Below are 18,532 nucleotides of genomic sequence, written 5' to 3' on the forward strand. Positions count from 1 at the left end.
CTGTTCCCATGCCGAACACAGAAGTTAAGCTCTTTAGCGCCGATGGTAGTTGGGCTTACGTTCCGCGAGAGTAGGACGTTGCCGGGCAAATATTTATAAATGGATGCGATGAGCCGCACTCGAGACCTGTTAGGTCTCTTTTTTTTGCTTGAAAATTGTGAGAGGAGATATGACATGAAAAAATATTTTGAAGTGATGTTTAAAGTGAATAAAAATAATTTAGCAACTAAAAAAGCATTTATGCAAGCCATCATTGTTTTTATCATTTTAGCTGGAAGTGTATTACTTGGAAGATTCGATCTAGGACTAACTGCGTTATTAGGATCATTTAGTAATATATACATTATTAATGGATCATATCCTTCACGAATTAGAAAAGTTATAGCAATTTCTATAGTATTAAGTATTTGTATCATGTTAGGAACGATTACAATCACGATTCCATTTTTATATGCATTAGTATTAGGACTTATAGGGATGATAGGTCATTTCGTTTTAAAAGCTTTTCAAATACCTGGTCCTTCTTCTTTATTCTTTGTACTTACATATAGTGTAGCTTCTATTATGCCAATTATGCCTGAGGATTTCCTGAACAGAGGATTACTTGTTTTATGTGGGGGTATTGTTAGTACAATTGTTGTAATAATTGATGCAATGTTTAATCATAAAAAGCCGGAAGCTGAAAGTGTATCAAATATTTATAAGAATTTAGCAATTTTAACTGGAAATTTTAGTGGGAAAAAATTTGATGATGCACGTAGTAATACTTTAAATGCGATACATCATGCAACAAATACTTTAACAACTGCTAATGCTTTTTGGAATAAAACGCATGGTTATAATAGAATGTTGCAGTTAAAAGGGCGTGCTGAAGCTATATGGTCTGCCTGCTTAGAATTATCGTCTAAAGGTTATGAAGTGTTACCAAAAGAAATAAGTGAAGCACTTACTTATATTCAGCTTAGAATTGCAGGTAGTGAATCTGCTCAATATGTACCGATTGAATATGATGGAGAGAGCTCTTACATAAAGTCATTAGCTGAATTAATTAATGATACAGTCATGATTCTTAACGATAAGAATTTGCAATTTGATAAACAAATTAAATATAGAAAACCGATGTACTCAAGAATTATTAAGGAAAATTTATCAAGAGATTCATTAGTTTTAATGTCTTCTATGCAATATGGAATTATATTATTTACTTCAGTTATCATCGCATTTGGTATGGGGTTTGAAAGAGCTTATTGGATACCAATATCTTGTTGTTCTGTATTATTAGGTTCATCATCACTCTCTACAATCCAAAGAGCATTGCAAAGAACAGTAGGTACAATTACGGGTATGTTAGTTGCAATTTTAATTTTAGCATTTGAGCCTAATACATGGACGATTGTCATACTAATGGCTATCTTGATGGGAACAGCTGAGTTATTAGTCGCATTTAATTATACAATTGCAGTCACATTTATTACACCGAATGTTCTTTTAATGTCAGCAGCAATCACTCAACATTTCGATACATATTTAGTGATGCCAAGAATTGTTGATGTAGTAATAGGTTCAGTAATAGGTTTAATTGGTGTACTAATAGTAGGAAGAAATCAAGCGTCTAAAAAATTACCTAAGACGATTAATAATACGTTAAAACTACAAGCAAGTTTGTTACATGCAATATTTTCTTCTAATAAGTATCATCATAATATAGCAAAATCAAAAATCATCACAGATTTGCACACTGAAATCATGAATACGAAGGCAATGTATCAAGCTGCGTTGAATGAAATGGATAACAAAGTTAAAAAGATTGAATATGTTTATCCGATTATATTTACAGTTGAACAATTAGCATTTACGTTAGAAAGAGCTTATGCACAAGGTAAGATTACGACGCTATCAGATCATGACTTAGGACTTTATTTAACGACATATGAGAATATTTGTAAGAAAGTGGTCTTTAATGCAGACTATGAAAAAATTGATTTACCAGAATTAAAAGAATATACAAGCATTAGAAATGAATTAATGAAATTACAAAGTTTAAGTCATAGCAAATAAAAAAAGACTTCATTGCGAAGTCTTTTTTTATTTGGTTAAACATTCTATTAAACTATTGATATGTGTTTTGGCATCTTCAATATTAATACCACCGAATCCGAGAACAAAGTGAGGTTTCTCATCAGTTTGTTTAAAGCGATAATGAGAGAGGGGTTTAATATCGATATTGCATGCTTCAATTCTTCTTATACATTCCTCTAAAGATAAACCATTATGAACATTTAATATAAAATGCATTCCCGTTAATTCCCCTGAAATCGAAAAGGTTTCAGGATATTTTTTGAGTTGTTCGAGTATAATATCTCTTTTAGTTCGATATATTTTTCTCATGCGATTTAAATGTCTTTCGAAATGACCTTCATTCATAAACCTTGCTAACATATATTGGGTATGTCTTGGTACGGTGCCACCTTCTATGTTTGTCTTTTTGTGATATAAAGCAATTAAATTTTTCGGAAGTACAGCATAGGCCACTCGCAATGAAGGCGAAATAGATTTAGAGAACGTACTGACATATATAACGCTATCTGAATGATCTAAACTTTGTAGTGCTGGTATCGGCCTTCCACTATATCTAAATTCTGAATCATAGTCATCTTCAATAATAAATCGATTGTCTCGTTCTGAAGCCCATTTAATGAGTTGTGTTCGTCGTTTTAAGTCCATAATGACACCAGTTGGAAATTGATGACTAGGTGTTATATACACAACATCACTATCCGTCTTGATAATTTGCTCTATATCAATCCCATTTTGTGTAACTGGAATAAAATCAAATGGGATATGTTTTCTTTTTAATAGATCTCTCACTTGTTTGTATAGAGGATCTTCAATCATATATTTAGACTCTGAAATGATATCCGTAATAATGGATAATAACTGCTCTGTTGACGACCCAACGACAATTTGATCTGGTGAACAATTTACGCCACGGCTATGAAAGACATAATAACTGATTTCTTTTCTTAGATTAAAATCACCTTGCTTATGGCCACTATCTAATAAATCTATTTGTTGTTCATCAAATGCTTCTTTAGCGTATTTTCTAAAAAGGTCATTCGGGAAATGCGTTTTGTCTATTGCACCTAATTTAAAGCTATATTGATACTTTTGTTCTTCTATGTAGTGAGCTTCAGGAATTTTCGTTTTATAGGTTACCGGTAGATTAACGATGTCATTAATATAAAAGCCAGAACGATTTTTACTATAGATATAACCTTCATCGCAAAGTAGCTGATAAGCGTGTTCTATCGTTGTTTGACTTACCGATAAATAATGACTTAATTGCCTTTTTGAAGGTAATTTTTCGTTATACCTCATAACGTCGTTAATAATATTTTTTTTGATATTTTCATATAGTTGTATGTATATAGGCGTATTAATCTTCCTATTGATGTTGAACATGAGCATTTCCATTTTATTCACCTCGAAAACTGACCACTAATTATTTGATAAATCTGACTCTTTTACCAGTTCAGAATTTAGTATAACCTACTAGTAAGCGATTTAAAAGGAGGAAGTTTTACGATGTCAAAAATTACTGGTTCAGATAAAGTTAAAAGAGGTATGGCAGAAATGCAAAAAGGTGGCGTAATCATGGATGTGGTTAATGCCGAACAAGCTAAATTAGCTGAAGAAGCAGGTGCTGTTGCTGTAATGGCATTAGAACGCGTACCATCTGATATTAGAGCAGCTGGTGGGGTAGCAAGAATGGCTGACCCACGTATTGTAGAAGAAGTTATGAATGCTGTATCTATTCCTGTTATGGCTAAAGGTAGAATTGGTCATATCACAGAAGCACGTGTATTGGAATCAATGGGCGTAGATTATATTGATGAGTCAGAAGTGTTAACACCAGCAGATGAAGAATATCATTTGAAAAAAGATGAATTTACAGTGCCATTTGTTTGTGGTTGCCGTAATTTAGGTGAGGCTGCACGTAGAATTGGTGAAGGTGCTGCAATGTTACGTACGAAAGGTGAACCAGGAACTGGTAATATAGTTGAAGCAGTTCGTCATATGAGACAAGTGAATGCAGAAGTACGTAAATTAGTTGTGATGAGTGACGACGAAATTATGACTGAAGCTAAAAATATTGGTGCACCATATGAAGTATTAAAAGAAATTAAAGATCTAGGTCGTTTACCAGTTGTAAACTTTGCAGCAGGTGGGGTAGCAACGCCAGCTGATGCTGCATTAATGATGGAATTAGGCGCTGATGGTGTATTCGTTGGATCTGGTATCTTTAAATCTGAAGCACCAGAAAAATTTGCTAAAGCTATTGTTCAAGCAACTACACATTATCAAGATTATAAATTAATTGCTGAATTGTCTAAAGAATTAGGACCAGCTATGAAAGGTTTAGACATCAATCAATTATCATTAGAAGAACGTATGCAAGAGCGTGGATGGTAATATGAAGATAGGTGTCCTAGGTTTACAAGGTGCTGTAAGAGAACATATTAAGCATATTGAAAAAGCTGGCCATGAAGGTATTACAATTAAGCATGTAGAGCAGTTAGATGAAATTGATGGTTTAGTCTTACCTGGTGGAGAATCAACGACTATGCGTCGTTTAATGGATTTATATTGCTTTACAGAAGCACTAAGAAATAGTTCCTTACCTATGTATGGAACTTGTGCGGGGTTAATACTTTTAGCGAAAGAAGTAGTTGGCCAAGAAAGTCATTTAAATAAATTGGACGTTGTTGTTGAGAGAAATTCATTTGGTAGACAAGTAGATAGCTTTGAACAAGATTTAGATGTTAAAGGTATTGAAGAAGCGGTTAATGCAGTATTTATACGTGCACCTCACATACAATCAGCTCATGAAGGTGTGGAGGTATTATCTAAGGTTGAAGATAGAATTGTAGCTGTAAGACAAAATCAATACTTAGGTATTTCATTCCATCCGGAACTTACTGAAGACTACAAAATTATGGCGTATTTCATTGAAGAAATCGTAAAACAATATCAAATAGAACAAGTATAATAAACAAAAAAGCAGTCTACAGAACGATTATTGTTCTGTAGACTGCTTCTATTTATTATAAGAAAAATCCTGCGATTGTAGCTGATAAGAATGATACTAATGTTGCACCGTATAATAATTTAATACCGAAGCGTGCGACATTATCCCCTTGTTTATCATTTAATGATTTAACAGCACCCGCGATGATACCAATAGAACCAAAGTTTGCGAATGAAACTAAGAATACTGAAATGATACCATTTGCTCTTTCTGAAATATCTGCATCAGGTAGAATACCCATCGCAACAAATTCATTTGAAAGAACTTTAGTAGCCATAATACTACCTGATTGTACTGCATCTGCCCAAGGAACCCCTGTTAAGAAAGCGAATGGTGCAAATACAAATCCAATTAATGTTTGGAAGTCCCATGAAACTGTACCACCAGAAACGAAACTTAAAATGTTAGACGTAACACCATTTAATAGTCCGATTAATGCAACATAACCGATTAACATTGCTGCTACGATAACGGCAACTTTGAAACCATCTAAAATATATTCACCTAACATTTCGAAGAATGATTGTTTTTCTTCTGATTCTTGAATCATGATGTCGTCTTCTTTTGGATCTACTGTATATGGATTAATAATGGATGCCATAATAAATCCACCAAATAAGTTTAATACGATAGCTGTTACAACGTATCTTGGTTCAACCATCGTAAAATATGCACCAACGATTGATGCAGATATAGTAGACATAGCTGAAGCTGTTAATGTATACATACGATGTTTAGGAATTAATGGAAGTTGTTTTTTGATAGAAATAAACACTTCTGATTGACCTAAAATTGCAGATGCGACCGCATTATATGATTCTAATTTACCCATACCATTAACTTTAGAAATGACTAAACCTAAATATTTAATGATAAGAGGTAAGATTTTAAGGTATTGTAAAATACCGATAAGTGCTGATACAAACACAATTGGCATTAATACGTTAAGGAAATAAACTGAAACAGGCTTATCTGTCTTAGGATCGATATTTGCAATACCCGCAAATACGAAGTTTATCCCTTCCATAGCTTTTGCTATGATGTAGCCAAAACCACTTGAAATACCACCTATGATAGTTAATCCACCTGTTGTTTTTAATAATAAGAAAGCAAATATAAACTGGATTACGATCATTAATCCTATATACTGCCATCTGACACGCATTTTATCAGAGCTTACTAACCATGCTAGAAATAGGAATAATAAGATACCGATAATCCCGATAATATAATGCATAATTGACACACCTTTCCCTTCGTTTATACTCAATCATAACCTACCTTATATGATAACTTATTTCTTTTGAAAGCGGTATAAAATTTTAAAAATTTTTAAAGAAACAAATTAATTGAAATAATAAACAACAGAACATATAATATAGTCAAAGAAGGTCAAAAGAGGTGATGAATTAATGCACAACATGTCGGATATCATTGAGCAATACTTAAAGCAATTGCTAGAGGAGGCTCAAGGAGATGTCGTTGAAATTAAACGTGCACATATTGCTGAAAAGTTTGATTGTGTACCTTCCCAATTAAACTATGTTATAAAAACAAGATTTACAAATGAGCACGGATACGCTATTGAAAGTAAAAGAGGCGGCGGTGGTTACATTCGTATTTCAAAAGTTGAAACGAATAGTCAATCAGCATTCATTAGACATCTAATTGAATTGACAGGCGATCAAATCTCACAAGCAAATGCATTTAGAATTGTGGATGGTTTGTATGAAAATGACTTAATTACAGATAGAGAGAAAAAAATGATTGTTCAAACGCTTCATAGAGATACATTGCAAATAGAAATACCATATAGAGATATTATTCGAGCAAATATATTGAAACGTATACTTGCCGTCATACATTATAGTTAAAAAGGAGTGACAGTATGCTTTGTGAAATTTGTGGTAAAGAAGAAGCAACAATTCAATTAACATCAACAGGTAAGAAACATAAAACAGAACAATGGATATGTAAAAACTGTGCTTCAGAACATTTTTATTTCCAAGATGATCATATGAGTGATCAAAATTTGGACCAAGAATTTGTTGTGAACCAATTTCTACAATATTTAGTAGGTAAACATGGTATTAACTTTAAACAAGTTCAACCACAAGAAGAAAAGCACTGTCCTACTTGTGGCATGACTTTAACAGATATTGCTAAAGTTGGTAAGTTTGGTTGTCATGACTGCTATGAAACTTTTAAAGATGATGTACCGCAAATTATTAGAAGAGTTCAAGCGGGCAGTGGGGAGCATACAGGTAAAATACCTGTATCTTCAAGAAGTAAAATACAACTCAAACAACAAATTGCTGAGAAAGAAAAAATACTCCAAGGCTTAATTGAAGAGCAAGCCTTTGAAGATGCAGCAGTTGTAAGAGATGAAATAAAAGCATTGAAAGCAGAAGGTGAGGTCGAGTAAATGGAAGAGCATATGAATGAACATATTAGCGATTGGATGAAAGAAACAGAAGACACGCCAATTGTCATGAGTTCTAGAATAAGACTTGCACGTAACCTTCAAGACGAAGTTCATCCGCTCAAATATGAAGAAGATGACGAAACAGGCAACAAAGTAATAGAAAAAGTGAGTAAAGCATTATCAGAATTGAAATTGACGAAGTTATCAGATTTAAGTGAACTAGATCAGAATAAACTCGTGTTCAAACATCTTATTAGCCCAGCTCTGACAAAACAGAAATTTGGTGCAGTATTATTAAATGAAGATGAATCAACAAGTGTTATGATCAACGAAGAAGATCACGTTAGAATACAAGTTATGGGTCACAATCTCGTGCTAAACGAGTTGTATGAAACAGCATCTAAATTAGATGATGAGCTTGATAAACATCTAACGATTTCATATGATGAACAGCACGGATTTTTAACGACTTGTCCAACGAACATTGGAACAGGGTTAAGAGCGAGTGTTATGTTGCACTTACCTGGCTTAAGCATTATGAAACGTATGAAACGAATTGGACAAGCTATCAATAGATTCGGATATACTATTCGAGGTATTTATGGTGAAGGTACAGGTGCACTTGGTCATGTGTATCAAATATCCAATCAATTAACACTTGGTAAGACTGAAGAAGAAATCATTGAAGATTTAACTCAAATTGTTGAACAAATCATTAGTGAAGAAGAACAAATTAGACAAAGACTTGATCGCTTTAATCATATGGAAACAAAAGACAGAGTTCATCGTGCGAAAGGTATATTGAAATCTGCACAATTAATATCTGTTGAAGAAGCTTCATTAAGATTAAGTGAAATGAAACTGGGTATAGATTTAGGACATATCGAGAGTAATAACTTTAATTTTGATAATTTAATGGTTACAATACAAACACCATTCTTTGAAGGTAATGACTCGGAACAATCTGTAGATGAACAAAGAGCAACCTTTTTAAGAGAACATATATAAAATAGGAGGTTAGTTTATGCTATTTGGTAGATTAACAGAACGTGCGCAACGTGTATTAGCGCATGCACAAGAAGAAGCAATGAGATTGAATCATTCAAATATAGGTACGGAACATTTATTATTAGGTTTAATGAAAGAACCTGAAGGCATTGCAGCAAAAGTGTTAGATGCTTTCGGTATTACTGAAGAAAAAGTAACAAAAGAAGTTGAAAACTTAATTGGCCAAGGTCAAGAACAAGTTGGTGCGATTCATTACACACCAAGAGCTAAGAAAGTAATTGAACTTTCAATGGATGAAGCAAGAAAGTTAAACCATACATTTGTTGGAACAGAACATCTATTACTTGGATTAATTCGTGAGAACGAAGGTGTGGCAGCACGTGTATTTGCTAATTTAGATTTAAATATCACGAAAGCAAGAGCACAAGTTGTTAAATCATTAGGCAGTCCAGAACAAGGTTCAAAAAATGCTCAAACGACTAAAAATCAAGCAACACCAACTTTAGATGGATTAGCAAGAGACTTAACAGTCATCGCGCAAGATGGTACGTTAGATCCAGTAGTTGGTCGTTCAGATGAAATTACACGTGTCATTGAAGTGTTAAGTAGAAGAACTAAAAATAATCCGGTATTAATCGGTGAACCAGGTGTCGGTAAAACGGCTATCGTTGAAGGCTTAGCACAAGCAATCGTACAAAACGAAGTACCAGAAACATTAAAAGGTAAACGCGTTATGTCATTAGACATGGGTACTGTTGTAGCAGGTACTAAATATCGTGGTGAATTTGAAGAAAGACTTAAAAAAGTAATGGAAGAAATTCATCAAGCAGGCAATATTGTGTTATTCATCGATGAGTTACACACACTGATTGGTGCAGGTGGAGCAGAAGGTGCTATCGATGCATCAAACATCTTGAAACCAGCATTAGCTCGTGGTGAACTACAATGTATCGGTGCAACTACATTAGATGAATACCGTAAATATATTGAAAAAGATGCTGCATTAGAACGTCGTTTCCAACCTGTAACAGTTGATGAACCAAATACTGAAGATTCAATTGCGATTTTAAAAGGTTTGAGAGATCGTTACGAAGCGCATCACCGTATTAATATTTCAGATGAAGCGATTGAAGCGGCCGTTAATATGAGTGACCGTTACATTTCAGATAGATTCCTACCTGATAAAGCAATCGACTTAATCGATGAAGCAAGTTCTAAAGTAAGACTTAGAAACTATACAACACCTCCAAGTCTTAAAGAACTTGAATCAGAATTAGAAACAGTTAAGAAAGAAAAAGATGCTGCCGTACATTCTCAAGAGTTTGAAAATGCAGCTAATTTAAGAGATAAACAAACAAAACTTGAAAAACAATTAGAAGATACTAAAAACGAATGGAAAAAAGTACAAGGTGAGAAAAACACTTGTGTAACTGCTGAAGATATCGCAGTCGTTGTCGCAAATTGGACAGGTATTCCAATTACGAAATTAAACGAAACTGAGTCAGAGCGATTACTAAACTTAGAAACTATCTTACATGAACGTGTAATCGGTCAAAACGATGCAGTTAAATCTATTTCTAAAGCAGTAAGACGTGCCCGTGCTGGTCTTAAAGATCCTAAGAGACCAATTGGTAGCTTTATATTCTTAGGACCAACAGGTGTTGGTAAAACTGAACTTGCACGTACATTAGCTGATGCAATGTTCGGTGAAGAAGATGCTATGATCAGAGTGGACATGAGTGAGTTTATGGAGAAACACTCTGTCAGTCGTTTAGTAGGTTCTCCTCCAGGTTATGTAGGTCATGATGATGGTGGACAATTAACTGAAAATGTAAGACGTAAACCATATTCGGTTATCCTATTTGACGAAATTGAAAAAGCACATCCAGATGTATTTAATATCTTGTTACAAGTGTTAGATGATGGTCATTTAACAGATTCTAAAGGTCGTAAAGTAGACTTTAGAAATACTGTCATTATCATGACATCAAACGTTGGTGCACAAGAATTACAAAATGCTAAATTTGTTGGATTCGGTGCTAAAGAAAGTGGACCGGATTACGAAACTATCAGGAAAACAATGATGGATGAATTAAAACAACAATTTAGACCAGAATTCTTAAACCGTGTAGATGATATTATCGTCTTCCACAAACTTGAAAAAACACATCTTAAAGAAATTGTGAATAAAATGGCTGGTAACTTAACGAAACGATTATCAGAACAAGGTATTCACATTACGCTTTCAGATTCAACACAAGAAAAAATTGCTGATGAAGGATTTGATCCAGAATATGGTGCAAGACCATTAACACGTGCTATTCAAAAACACGTCGAAGATAATTTAAGTGAATTAATCTTATCTGGACAAGATTTAGTAGGTAAAGATGTCATTGTAGATTATAGAGATGATGAATTTAAATTCGATTTATCAGATCATAAGGAAGATAAAGAAGCAGAAGAAACTTCAAAAGCTTAAAAATCAACAATGTTAATTTAATATTATAATGAGTCCGCAAGCTATTTATCATAATAGTTTGCGGGCTTTTATATTGATTTTAAAGTATATTAATTTGTTTTTAATGTCAGTCAAGTTTAAAATATAACTATTCAATTAATACGGAGGTAACATGAATGGCCAAAAAGAAAGTAATATTTGAGTGTTTAGCCTGCGGATATCAATCTCCAAAATGGATGGGGAAATGCCCTAATTGTGGTGCATGGAACCAAATGGAAGAATCAATAGAACATAAAGAAACTAAAGGTCCTAAAAATACATTCAAGTCAGATGTACCCGCACAAAAAATAGAAAAATTAAAAGACGTTAAAGAAGAAGATACACCTAGAATTAAGACAAAAATCAATGAATTTAATCGCGTTTTAGGTGGCGGTGTTGTAGAAGGTTCGCTTGTACTCATTGGTGGTGACCCTGGTATTGGTAAATCCACATTATTATTACAAATTTGTGCGGCTTTATCTCAACAAAAAAATGTCTTATATGTTTCAGGTGAAGAATCTGTAAGACAAACAAAATTAAGAGCTGAAAGATTAGTTGAAGATTCAGGAGAATTAAATGTTTATGCTGAAACGAATTTAGAGATTATACATAGTATGGTTCAAAAAGAAAAACCAGATGTATTAGTAATAGATTCCATTCAAACTGTCTTCCACCCTGAAGTCACTTCTGCGCCAGGTTCTGTTTCTCAAGTTAGAGAATGTACACAAAATTTAATGCACATCGCAAAACAAATGAACATTGCTACATTTATTGTTGGACACGTAACGAAAGATGGACAAATTGCTGGTCCACGTTTGTTAGAACATATGGTAGATACAGTATTATATTTTGAAGGCGATACACATCATGCATACAGAATATTAAGAGCAGTCAAAAACCGTTTTGGTTCAACAAATGAAATGGGTATTTTTGAAATGAAGCAAACGGGTCTTAACGAAGTTAAAAATCCGTCTGAAATGTTCTTAGAAGAAAGAACGAAACATGTATCGGGTTCGACTATTGTGGCAACTATGGAAGGTACGAGACCTATTTTAGTTGAAGTACAAGCTTTAGTGACGCCAACGACTTTTCATAATCCACGAAGAATGGCAACAGGTATTGATCACAATAGATTAAGCTTATTGATGGCTGTATTAGAGAAGAAAGAGAATTTCTTATTACAACAACAAGACGCATATATCAAAATTGCTGGTGGTGTAAAATTAAGTGAACCCGCAGTAGATTTAAGTATTGTTATCGCAATAGCTTCAAGTTTCCAAGATAAACCTACTAAAGGTGATGATTGTTTCGTAGGAGAGGTTGGCTTAACAGGTGAAGTAAGAAGGGTTGCTAGAATTGATCAACGTGTACAAGAAGCGGCTAAATTAGGGTTTAAACGTATTATCATACCTAAAAATAATATTAAAGGTTTAGAATTCCCTGAAGGTACAGAAGTAATTGGCGTATCAACAACAAGAGAAGCATTGAAAATTGCTTTTAATGCATAATTAACCATTAGGAGGTTAACGTATGAAAATTTTAAAAGGACTAATCATACTGTGTTATTTAGTCATAGGTTCCTCACTAGGCATTATGGTGATTCCAGAACTGATTAATGCGTTTAGTATTCAACCCGAACAAGTACTGACCAATCCGTATATCGATGGTCTTATAGGTGCGGTTGTTATTTTCCTATTGTTTGGGTTTTTGATTGATAAGATTGTAGACATGGCTGATCAAGGAGAAAAATATTTATTAAAAAGGAGTATTCTTGAAATATTCTTCGCCACAGTTGGTGTCATGATAGGCTTAATGATCGCGGTTATGGTTTCGTTTATATTAGAAATGATCGGTGCACCAGTTCTGAAACATATTTTACCTATTATTATTGCTGCTTTTTTATGTTATCTAGGCTTTCAGATTGGTTTGCAAAAGCGAGAAGAAATATTACGATTATTTCCAGAAAGTATATCAAATTCTTTAACGAGACAAACAACTTCAAAATACGCCAAAATTTTAGATACAAGTGCCATTATTGACGGGAGAATATTAGACGTCGTGAAGTGTCATTTTATAGATGGAGAAATCCTCGTACCTCAAGGTGTAATTGAAGAGTTACAAGTCATTGCAGATGCTAAAGACAGTGTTAAACGCGATAAAGGACAACGTGGGTTAGATATATTAAATGAATTGAAGAAAACGGATTTCTCGATTTCAATTATTGAACCAACGTCTACACATAAAGATGTAGATGCCCTTTTAATCAATTTAGCTAAGCGATATCAAGCAAGTATTATTACAACAGATTATAATTTGAATAAAGTATGTGCATTTCAAGGTATAAAAGTTCTAAATGTAAATGATTTATCAGAAGCGATTAAACCAGTACTACACCAAGGGGATATTTTCGATTTATTAATTACGAAAATAGGTAAAGAAGATGATCAAGGTGTTGGTTATCTTGATGATGGTACAATGGTCGTCATTGAAAAAGGGCGAGAATATATAGGAAAGACAATTCCTGTTGAAGTGATGAGCTTACTACAAACTTCCTCTGGTAGAATTATATTTGCGAAGAAGGTGTCATAAATTGGGGTTTACGACAATCATTCCTGCAGCTGGACAAGGTAAAAGGATGGGAACTGAAATCAACAAATTATTTCTAGAAATTAACGGTGAAACAATTATTCGTCAAACTGTTGCCGTGTTTCAAGAAATAGATTCATGTGAACAGATTTTTATTGCTGCACATCCAGACGAAGTTGAATTAATGGAAGACCATTTAAAGGACTTTAGTAAAGTTGCTGGTGTTATTCCAGGTGGTCAAGAAAGACAACATAGCATTAATGAAGTTTTGAAAGTATTGATTGATACTGAAGTTGTAATGGTTCATGATGGTGCAAGACCATTTATTACACAAGAAAAAATCAATCAATTATATCAAAATGCCTTAACAAAAGATGCAGTGATTTTAGCAGTTCAAGCTAAGGACACAATTAAGCAAGTTATCGATGGTGTTGTTGAACAAACTTACGATCGCTCAACAATGTGGCAAGTTCAAACACCTCAAGCGTTCAAAAGAGACATAATTTTAAAAGCTTATGAACAAGCAGAAGCACAAAATTATTTAGGTACAGATGATGCTTCGTTAGTAGAGAGAGCAGGGTATAAAGTACACATATCAAATGGTGATTACGACAATATCAAAATTACAACCCACGAAGATTTAATCATTGCACATTCTATACTAGAGAAGCGAGGTATTTGCGATGTTTAGAATAGGTTACGGTTATGATGTGCATGAATTTGATCCGACAAGACCATTGATCATTGGTGGTCTTGAGATTGAACATACACATGGTTTAAATGGTCACAGTGATGCAGATGTGTTGCTCCATGCAATTACGGATGCTATTCTAGGTGCTGCAAGTCTAGGAGATATAGGAAAGCTATTCCCAGATACAGATCCAGCTTTTAAAGATGCAGATTCAAAGTTATTGCTTAAAGAATCTTATGAACAAGTTTTGAAAAAAGGATATAAACTTGGGAATGTAGATGCTACAATTGTAGCGGAACAACCTAAATTCAGGCCTTATATAGATCAAATGCGAAGTGCAATTGCTTCAGTATTAGACGTGTCTATTGAAGATATAAATGTAAAAGCAACAACGAATGAAAAATTAGGATTTCTAGGAAGAGAAGAAGGCATACAAGCACAAGCTGTGGTATTATTAACAAGTAAAGAATAAAACAGGAGTGAGACGATGAGTAACAAAGTAAGAGTAAGATACGCGCCAAGTCCGACTGGTTACTTACACATCGGTAACGCAAGAACCGCATTATTTAACTATTTATTTGCGAAACATTATAATGGGGACTTTGTTATACGTATTGAAGATACAGATATAGCCAGAAATTTAGAAGACGGAGAAGCATCACAATTTTCTAACCTTGAATGGTTAGGCTTAGATTGGGATGAGTCTGTTAATAAAGACGGAGGATACGGTCCATATCGTCAATCTGAACGTGGCGACATTTATAAGCCATTAATTGAAAAATTATTAGCTGAAGATAAAGCGTATAAATGTTATATGACTTCAGAAGAATTAGAAGCAGAACGCGAAGAGCAAATTGCAAGAGGTGAAATGCCTCGTTATGGTGGTAAACACGCACACTTAACAAAAGAAGAACAAGAAGCATTTGAAGCAGAAGGTAGACAACCAAGTATTCGCTTTAGAGTGCCACAAGATAAAGAATATAAATTCGATGACATCGTTAAAGGTGAAGTATCATTTGATTCAAATGGTATCGGCGACTGGGTAATCGTTAAAAAAGATGGTATTCCAACTTATAACTTTGCAGTTGCGATTGATGATTACTACATGGAAATTTCACACGTTATTCGTGGTGATGATCATATTTCAAACACACCTAAGCAACTTATGATTTATGAAGCGTTTGGATTCGAGCCTCCACAATTTGCGCATATGACATTAATCGTTAATGAAGAGCGTAAAAAATTAAGTAAACGTGATGGTCAAATTCTACAGTTCATCGAACAATATAAAGATTTAGGTTATTTACCTGAAGCAATCTTTAACTTTATTGGTTTATTAGGATGGTCTCCTGAAGGCGAAGAAGAAATCTTCTCTAAAGAAGAATTTATTAAGATCTTCGATGAAAAACGTCTTTCTAAATCACCAGCATTCTTTGATAAGAAAAAATTAGAATGGATTAATAACCAATACATGAAAGAAAAAGATTCTGAAACAGTCTTTGAAATGACAATTCCTCACATGGTTAAAGCAGGTCTATTACCTGAAAGTCCATCTGAAGCTGAATTATCTTGGGCAAGAGACTTAGTAGGTTTATATCAACAACAAATGAGTTATGCTGGAGAAATTGTTCCTTTATCTGAGTTATTCTTCAGAGAACATCTTGATTTCAGTGATGAAGCACAAGAAGTCTTAGATGGTGAACAAGTTCCAACTGTTATGGCTGAACTTGTGAAACAACTTGAAACTTTAGAGCCATTTGAACCAGCAGAAATTAAAAAATCAATTAAAGCTGTTCAAAAAGAAACAGGCATCAAAGGTAAACAATTATTTATGCCTATACGTGTTGCTGTTTCAGGTCAAACTCATGGCCCTGAATTGCCGAATACAATTGCGTTGTTAGGTCGATATAAAGTACTTAACAGATTAAAACGTTTTGTTTGATTTTTTTAGAACGAGAAATTATTATATAAATGACTTAAAGGACAAGTAGATTAGATAATGTGAAATTAGAGAGTACATGGTTGCTGAAAATGTGCCACATTACTTAAGCGAATGCACCTTTATTACAAATATGATGATGTTAATATTTAAAAGAGTGAGCATTTTTTAATGCTAAAAAGAGTGGGACCGTGCAAAAAGGCACCTCTAGCAATTATTGTTAGGGGCGCTTTTTGTTATCTGAGGGGGGATTTAAATGTTTAAACGAGTCAAAGATGATATTCAAATGGTATTTGATCAAGACCCTGCAGCAAGATCTTCATTTGAAGTCGTTATGACTTACTCAGGACTACATGCTATATGGAGTTATTTGATCGCTAATTGGTTCTTTAAGAAAAAAATGTACTTTATAGCAAGATCGATATCTCAAATTGCTCGATTTTTCACAGGAGTTGAAATTCATCCAGGTGCTACAATCGGCAAGAGATTATTCATCGACCATGGCATGGGTATCGTAATAGGTGAAACATGTCGTATCGGCAATAATGTAACAATCTACCAAGGTGTAACACTCGGTGGGACAGGTAAAGAACGCGGAAAAAGACATCCAGACATAGGCGATAATGTACTGATAGCTGCTGGTGCAAAAGTATTAGGTAATATTGAAGTCGGCAACAATGTGAATATTGGCGCGAACTCAGTCGTTCTCAAAGATGTACCAGATTATTCAACAGTAGTTGGTATTCCAGGTAGAATTGTTAAACAAGATGGATTGAAAATTGGTAAGAACTTTAATCATACAAATTTACCAGACCCAATATATGAACAATTAAAAGAATTAGAACGTCAACTTGAAAAGACGAAGAATGGAGAGATTGTTGATGATTACGTTATATAATACGTTAACAAGACAAAAAGAAGAATTTATTCCTATCGAAGAAGGAAAAGTAAAAATGTATGTATGTGGACCGACAGTTTACAACTACATTCATATTGGTAATGCAAGAGCAACAGTAGCATTTGATGTCGTAAGAAGATATTTAGAATACCGTGGCTACGATGTACAATATGTATCTAATTTTACAGATGTTGATGACAAATTAATCAAAGCTGCAAATGAATTAGGTGAAACAGTTCCGGAAATTGCGGATCGTTTTATTGAAGCATTCTACGAAGATACAGGTGCTTTAAATTGTAAACGTGGAACAGCGAACCCAAGAGTAATGGATCACATGGATGATATTATTGCGTTCATAGCTGTATTAGTCGAAAAAGGCTATGCATATGAAAGCGGTGGTGACGTTTATTATCGTACAAGACGTTTTGATGATTACGGTAAGTTGAGTCATCAATCATTAGATGATTTAAAAGTTGGCGCTAGAATAGAATCAGGTGAACAAAAAGAAGATGCGCTAGACTTCACTTTATGGAAAAAAGCTAAACCAGGCGAAATTAAATGGGTTAGCCCATGGGGAGAAGGTAGACCAGGTTGGCACATTGAATGTTCTGTAATGGCACAAGTTCATTTAGGCGATACGATTGATATCCATGCTGGAGGAACAGATTTGCAATTCCCTCACCACGAAAATGAAATTGCTCAATCAGAAGCACACAATGATAAGACATTCGCGAATTATTGGATGCACAATGGCTTTGTAAATATTAACAATGAAAAAATGAGTAAATCATTAGGTAACTTTATTTTAGTTCATGACATTATAAAAGAAATTGACCCTGATGTATTAAGATTCTTTATGGTAGGTGCGCACTATAGAAATCCAATAAACTATGATTTAGAACTTGTACAAGCAGCTAATAGAGGTTTAGAAAGAATTAGAAACAGTTATCAATCGTTAGTTGATAGATCGCAACATGCTGTATTAGAAGAAGATGAAACAGAACAACATATCGAACGTATTAATGAAATATTAAAAGACTTTGAAACATCTATGGATGATGATTTCAATACAGCTAATGCAATGACTGCATGGTATGACTTGAATAAATTAGCTAATAAATATTTACTTGAAAATACAACTTCTACAAAAACAATTAATCGTTTCAAAGAAGTGTATGAAATCTTTAGTGAAGTTCTCGGTGTACCTTTAGTAGGTAAACAACAAAATGAATTGCTTGATGAAGAAATTGAAGCATTAATTGAAGAACGTAATGAAGCAAGAAAAGCTAAGAATTTCCAAAGAGCGGACGAAATTAGAGACGCACTAAAAGAACAAAATATTATTCTTGAAGACACAGCTCAAGGTGTGAGGTTTAGACGTGGATAAATTAACAATTAA

Annotated in this window: 16 protein-coding genes and 1 rRNA gene; 15 read left to right on the forward strand and 2 right to left on the reverse strand. The window is 34.0% G+C overall.

Translation table 11 applies throughout. From position 1 onward, the window contains the following. Positions 1 to 87 (forward strand): 5S ribosomal RNA (rrf, locus tag LQ686_RS06375); the annotation flags it as partial. Positions 88 to 174: 87 nt separating this feature from the next. After that, the gene (locus LQ686_RS06380; protein WP_239733212.1) at positions 175 to 2,058 is read left to right on the forward strand and encodes an FUSC family protein; all 1,884 of its coding nucleotides are present in this window, start codon (positions 175 to 177) and stop codon (positions 2,056 to 2,058) included. 27 nt (positions 2,059 to 2,085) lie between these two features. Here LQ686_RS06380 and pdxR read toward each other — a convergent pair whose 3' ends face one another. Beyond that, positions 2,086 to 3,474, reverse strand: coding sequence for a MocR-like pyridoxine biosynthesis transcription factor PdxR (gene pdxR, locus LQ686_RS06385; protein WP_107565220.1), 1,389 nt, complete (start codon positions 3,472 to 3,474; stop codon positions 2,086 to 2,088). Between the two features lie 111 nt (positions 3,475 to 3,585). On the opposite strand from pdxR, the gene pdxS reads away from it, so the two are divergent. Together pdxS and pdxT are read left to right on the forward strand one after the other, a co-directional pair. Further along, positions 3,586 to 4,473 carry a pyridoxal 5'-phosphate synthase lyase subunit PdxS gene (gene pdxS / locus LQ686_RS06390; protein ID WP_025904838.1) on the forward strand — a complete coding sequence of 296 codons (888 nt, stop codon included), beginning with the start codon at positions 3,586 to 3,588 and terminating at the stop codon, positions 4,471 to 4,473. 1 nt (position 4,474) lies between these two features. Then, a complete protein-coding gene (gene pdxT, locus LQ686_RS06395; RefSeq protein ID WP_103360788.1) occupies positions 4,475 to 5,050 on the forward strand; it encodes a pyridoxal 5'-phosphate synthase glutaminase subunit PdxT in 576 nt (191 codons plus the stop codon). Between the two features lie 55 nt (positions 5,051 to 5,105). Here the strand turns inward: pdxT and LQ686_RS06400 are convergent, their stop codons facing one another. Beyond that, a complete protein-coding gene (locus LQ686_RS06400; RefSeq protein ID WP_103360789.1) occupies positions 5,106 to 6,326 on the reverse strand; it encodes a NupC/NupG family nucleoside CNT transporter in 1,221 nt (406 codons plus the stop codon). Between the two features lie 175 nt (positions 6,327 to 6,501). On the opposite strand from LQ686_RS06400, the gene LQ686_RS06405 reads away from it, so the two are divergent. The 11 genes from LQ686_RS06405 (at position 6,502) to cysS (ending at position 18,520) form a co-directional block, all read left to right on the forward strand. Further along, positions 6,502 to 6,963, forward strand: a complete 462-nt coding sequence (locus tag LQ686_RS06405) for a CtsR family transcriptional regulator (protein WP_025904841.1) — start codon at positions 6,502 to 6,504, stop codon at positions 6,961 to 6,963. 14 nt (positions 6,964 to 6,977) lie between these two features. Continuing rightward, the gene (locus LQ686_RS06410) at positions 6,978 to 7,514 is read left to right on the forward strand and encodes a UvrB/UvrC motif-containing protein (RefSeq protein ID WP_025904842.1); all 537 of its coding nucleotides are present in this window, start codon (positions 6,978 to 6,980) and stop codon (positions 7,512 to 7,514) included. Further along, positions 7,515 to 8,522: a protein arginine kinase gene (locus LQ686_RS06415; protein ID WP_025904843.1), complete on the forward strand. Its 1,008-nt coding sequence runs from the start codon at positions 7,515 to 7,517 to the stop codon at positions 8,520 to 8,522. It begins immediately after the preceding gene. A 16-nt stretch (positions 8,523 to 8,538) separates the two neighbouring features. After that, positions 8,539 to 11,001, forward strand: coding sequence for an ATP-dependent Clp protease ATP-binding subunit (locus LQ686_RS06420; RefSeq protein WP_107572780.1), 2,463 nt, complete (start codon positions 8,539 to 8,541; stop codon positions 10,999 to 11,001). A 155-nt stretch (positions 11,002 to 11,156) separates the two neighbouring features. Further along, a complete protein-coding gene (gene radA / locus LQ686_RS06425) occupies positions 11,157 to 12,527 on the forward strand; it encodes a DNA repair protein RadA (protein ID WP_025904845.1) in 1,371 nt (456 codons plus the stop codon). A gap of 22 nt (positions 12,528 to 12,549) precedes the next feature. After that, positions 12,550 to 13,608, forward strand: coding sequence for a PIN/TRAM domain-containing protein (locus tag LQ686_RS06430; protein WP_103360791.1), 1,059 nt, complete (start codon positions 12,550 to 12,552; stop codon positions 13,606 to 13,608). Between the two features lies 1 nt (position 13,609). Continuing rightward, positions 13,610 to 14,296 (forward strand): 2-C-methyl-D-erythritol 4-phosphate cytidylyltransferase, encoded by a 687-nt coding sequence (gene ispD, locus LQ686_RS06435; protein ID WP_107572781.1) that lies wholly within the window; start codon positions 13,610 to 13,612, stop codon positions 14,294 to 14,296. Next, on the forward strand, positions 14,289 to 14,768 hold the full coding sequence (ispF, locus tag LQ686_RS06440) for a 2-C-methyl-D-erythritol 2,4-cyclodiphosphate synthase (RefSeq protein WP_107572782.1): 480 nt from the start codon (positions 14,289 to 14,291) through the stop codon (positions 14,766 to 14,768). Before ispD ends, ispF begins: the two co-directional genes overlap by 8 nt. A 15-nt stretch (positions 14,769 to 14,783) precedes the next feature. Next, a complete protein-coding gene (gltX, locus tag LQ686_RS06445) occupies positions 14,784 to 16,238 on the forward strand; it encodes a glutamate--tRNA ligase (RefSeq protein WP_107572783.1) in 1,455 nt (484 codons plus the stop codon). 253 nt (positions 16,239 to 16,491) lie between these two features. Beyond that, positions 16,492 to 17,133 (forward strand): serine O-acetyltransferase, encoded by a 642-nt coding sequence (cysE, locus tag LQ686_RS06450; protein WP_025904850.1) that lies wholly within the window; start codon positions 16,492 to 16,494, stop codon positions 17,131 to 17,133. Next, complete coding sequence (gene cysS / locus LQ686_RS06455) at positions 17,117 to 18,520, forward strand: cysteine--tRNA ligase (protein WP_107572784.1); 1,404 nt, start codon at positions 17,117 to 17,119, stop codon at positions 18,518 to 18,520. Before cysE ends, cysS begins: the two co-directional genes overlap by 17 nt. Positions 18,521 to 18,532: the final 12 nt, after the last annotated feature.

Origin of the sequence: Mammaliicoccus sp. J-M41 (assembly GCF_022385935.1) — a bacterium.
Lineage (GTDB): Bacteria > Bacillota > Bacilli > Staphylococcales > Staphylococcaceae > Mammaliicoccus > Mammaliicoccus sciuri_A.

Bases quoted from the DNA above. Each gene is read 5' to 3' on its own strand.
- LQ686_RS06430 (WP_103360791.1), top strand. From the start codon at position 12,550: ATGAAAATTTTAAAAGGACTAATCATACTGTGTTATTTAGTCATAGGT.
- LQ686_RS06405 (WP_025904841.1), top strand. From the start codon at position 6,502: ATGCACAACATGTCGGATATCATTGAGCAATACTTAAAGCAATTGCTA.
- pdxR (WP_107565220.1), bottom strand. From the start codon at position 3,474: ATGGAAATGCTCATGTTCAACATCAATAGGAAGATTAATACGCCTATA.
- gltX (WP_107572783.1), top strand. From the start codon at position 14,784: ATGAGTAACAAAGTAAGAGTAAGATACGCGCCAAGTCCGACTGGTTAC.
- cysE (WP_025904850.1), top strand. From the start codon at position 16,492: ATGTTTAAACGAGTCAAAGATGATATTCAAATGGTATTTGATCAAGAC.
- ispF (WP_107572782.1), top strand. From the start codon at position 14,289: ATGTTTAGAATAGGTTACGGTTATGATGTGCATGAATTTGATCCGACA.
- LQ686_RS06415 (WP_025904843.1), top strand. From the start codon at position 7,515: ATGGAAGAGCATATGAATGAACATATTAGCGATTGGATGAAAGAAACA.
- pdxS (WP_025904838.1), top strand. From the start codon at position 3,586: ATGTCAAAAATTACTGGTTCAGATAAAGTTAAAAGAGGTATGGCAGAA.
- pdxT (WP_103360788.1), top strand. From the start codon at position 4,475: ATGAAGATAGGTGTCCTAGGTTTACAAGGTGCTGTAAGAGAACATATT.
- LQ686_RS06410 (WP_025904842.1), top strand. From the start codon at position 6,978: ATGCTTTGTGAAATTTGTGGTAAAGAAGAAGCAACAATTCAATTAACA.
- LQ686_RS06420 (WP_107572780.1), top strand. From the start codon at position 8,539: ATGCTATTTGGTAGATTAACAGAACGTGCGCAACGTGTATTAGCGCAT.
- LQ686_RS06380 (WP_239733212.1), top strand. From the start codon at position 175: ATGAAAAAATATTTTGAAGTGATGTTTAAAGTGAATAAAAATAATTTA.
- radA (WP_025904845.1), top strand. From the start codon at position 11,157: ATGGCCAAAAAGAAAGTAATATTTGAGTGTTTAGCCTGCGGATATCAA.
- cysS (WP_107572784.1), top strand. From the start codon at position 17,117: ATGATTACGTTATATAATACGTTAACAAGACAAAAAGAAGAATTTATT.
- LQ686_RS06400 (WP_103360789.1), bottom strand. From the start codon at position 6,326: ATGCATTATATTATCGGGATTATCGGTATCTTATTATTCCTATTTCTA.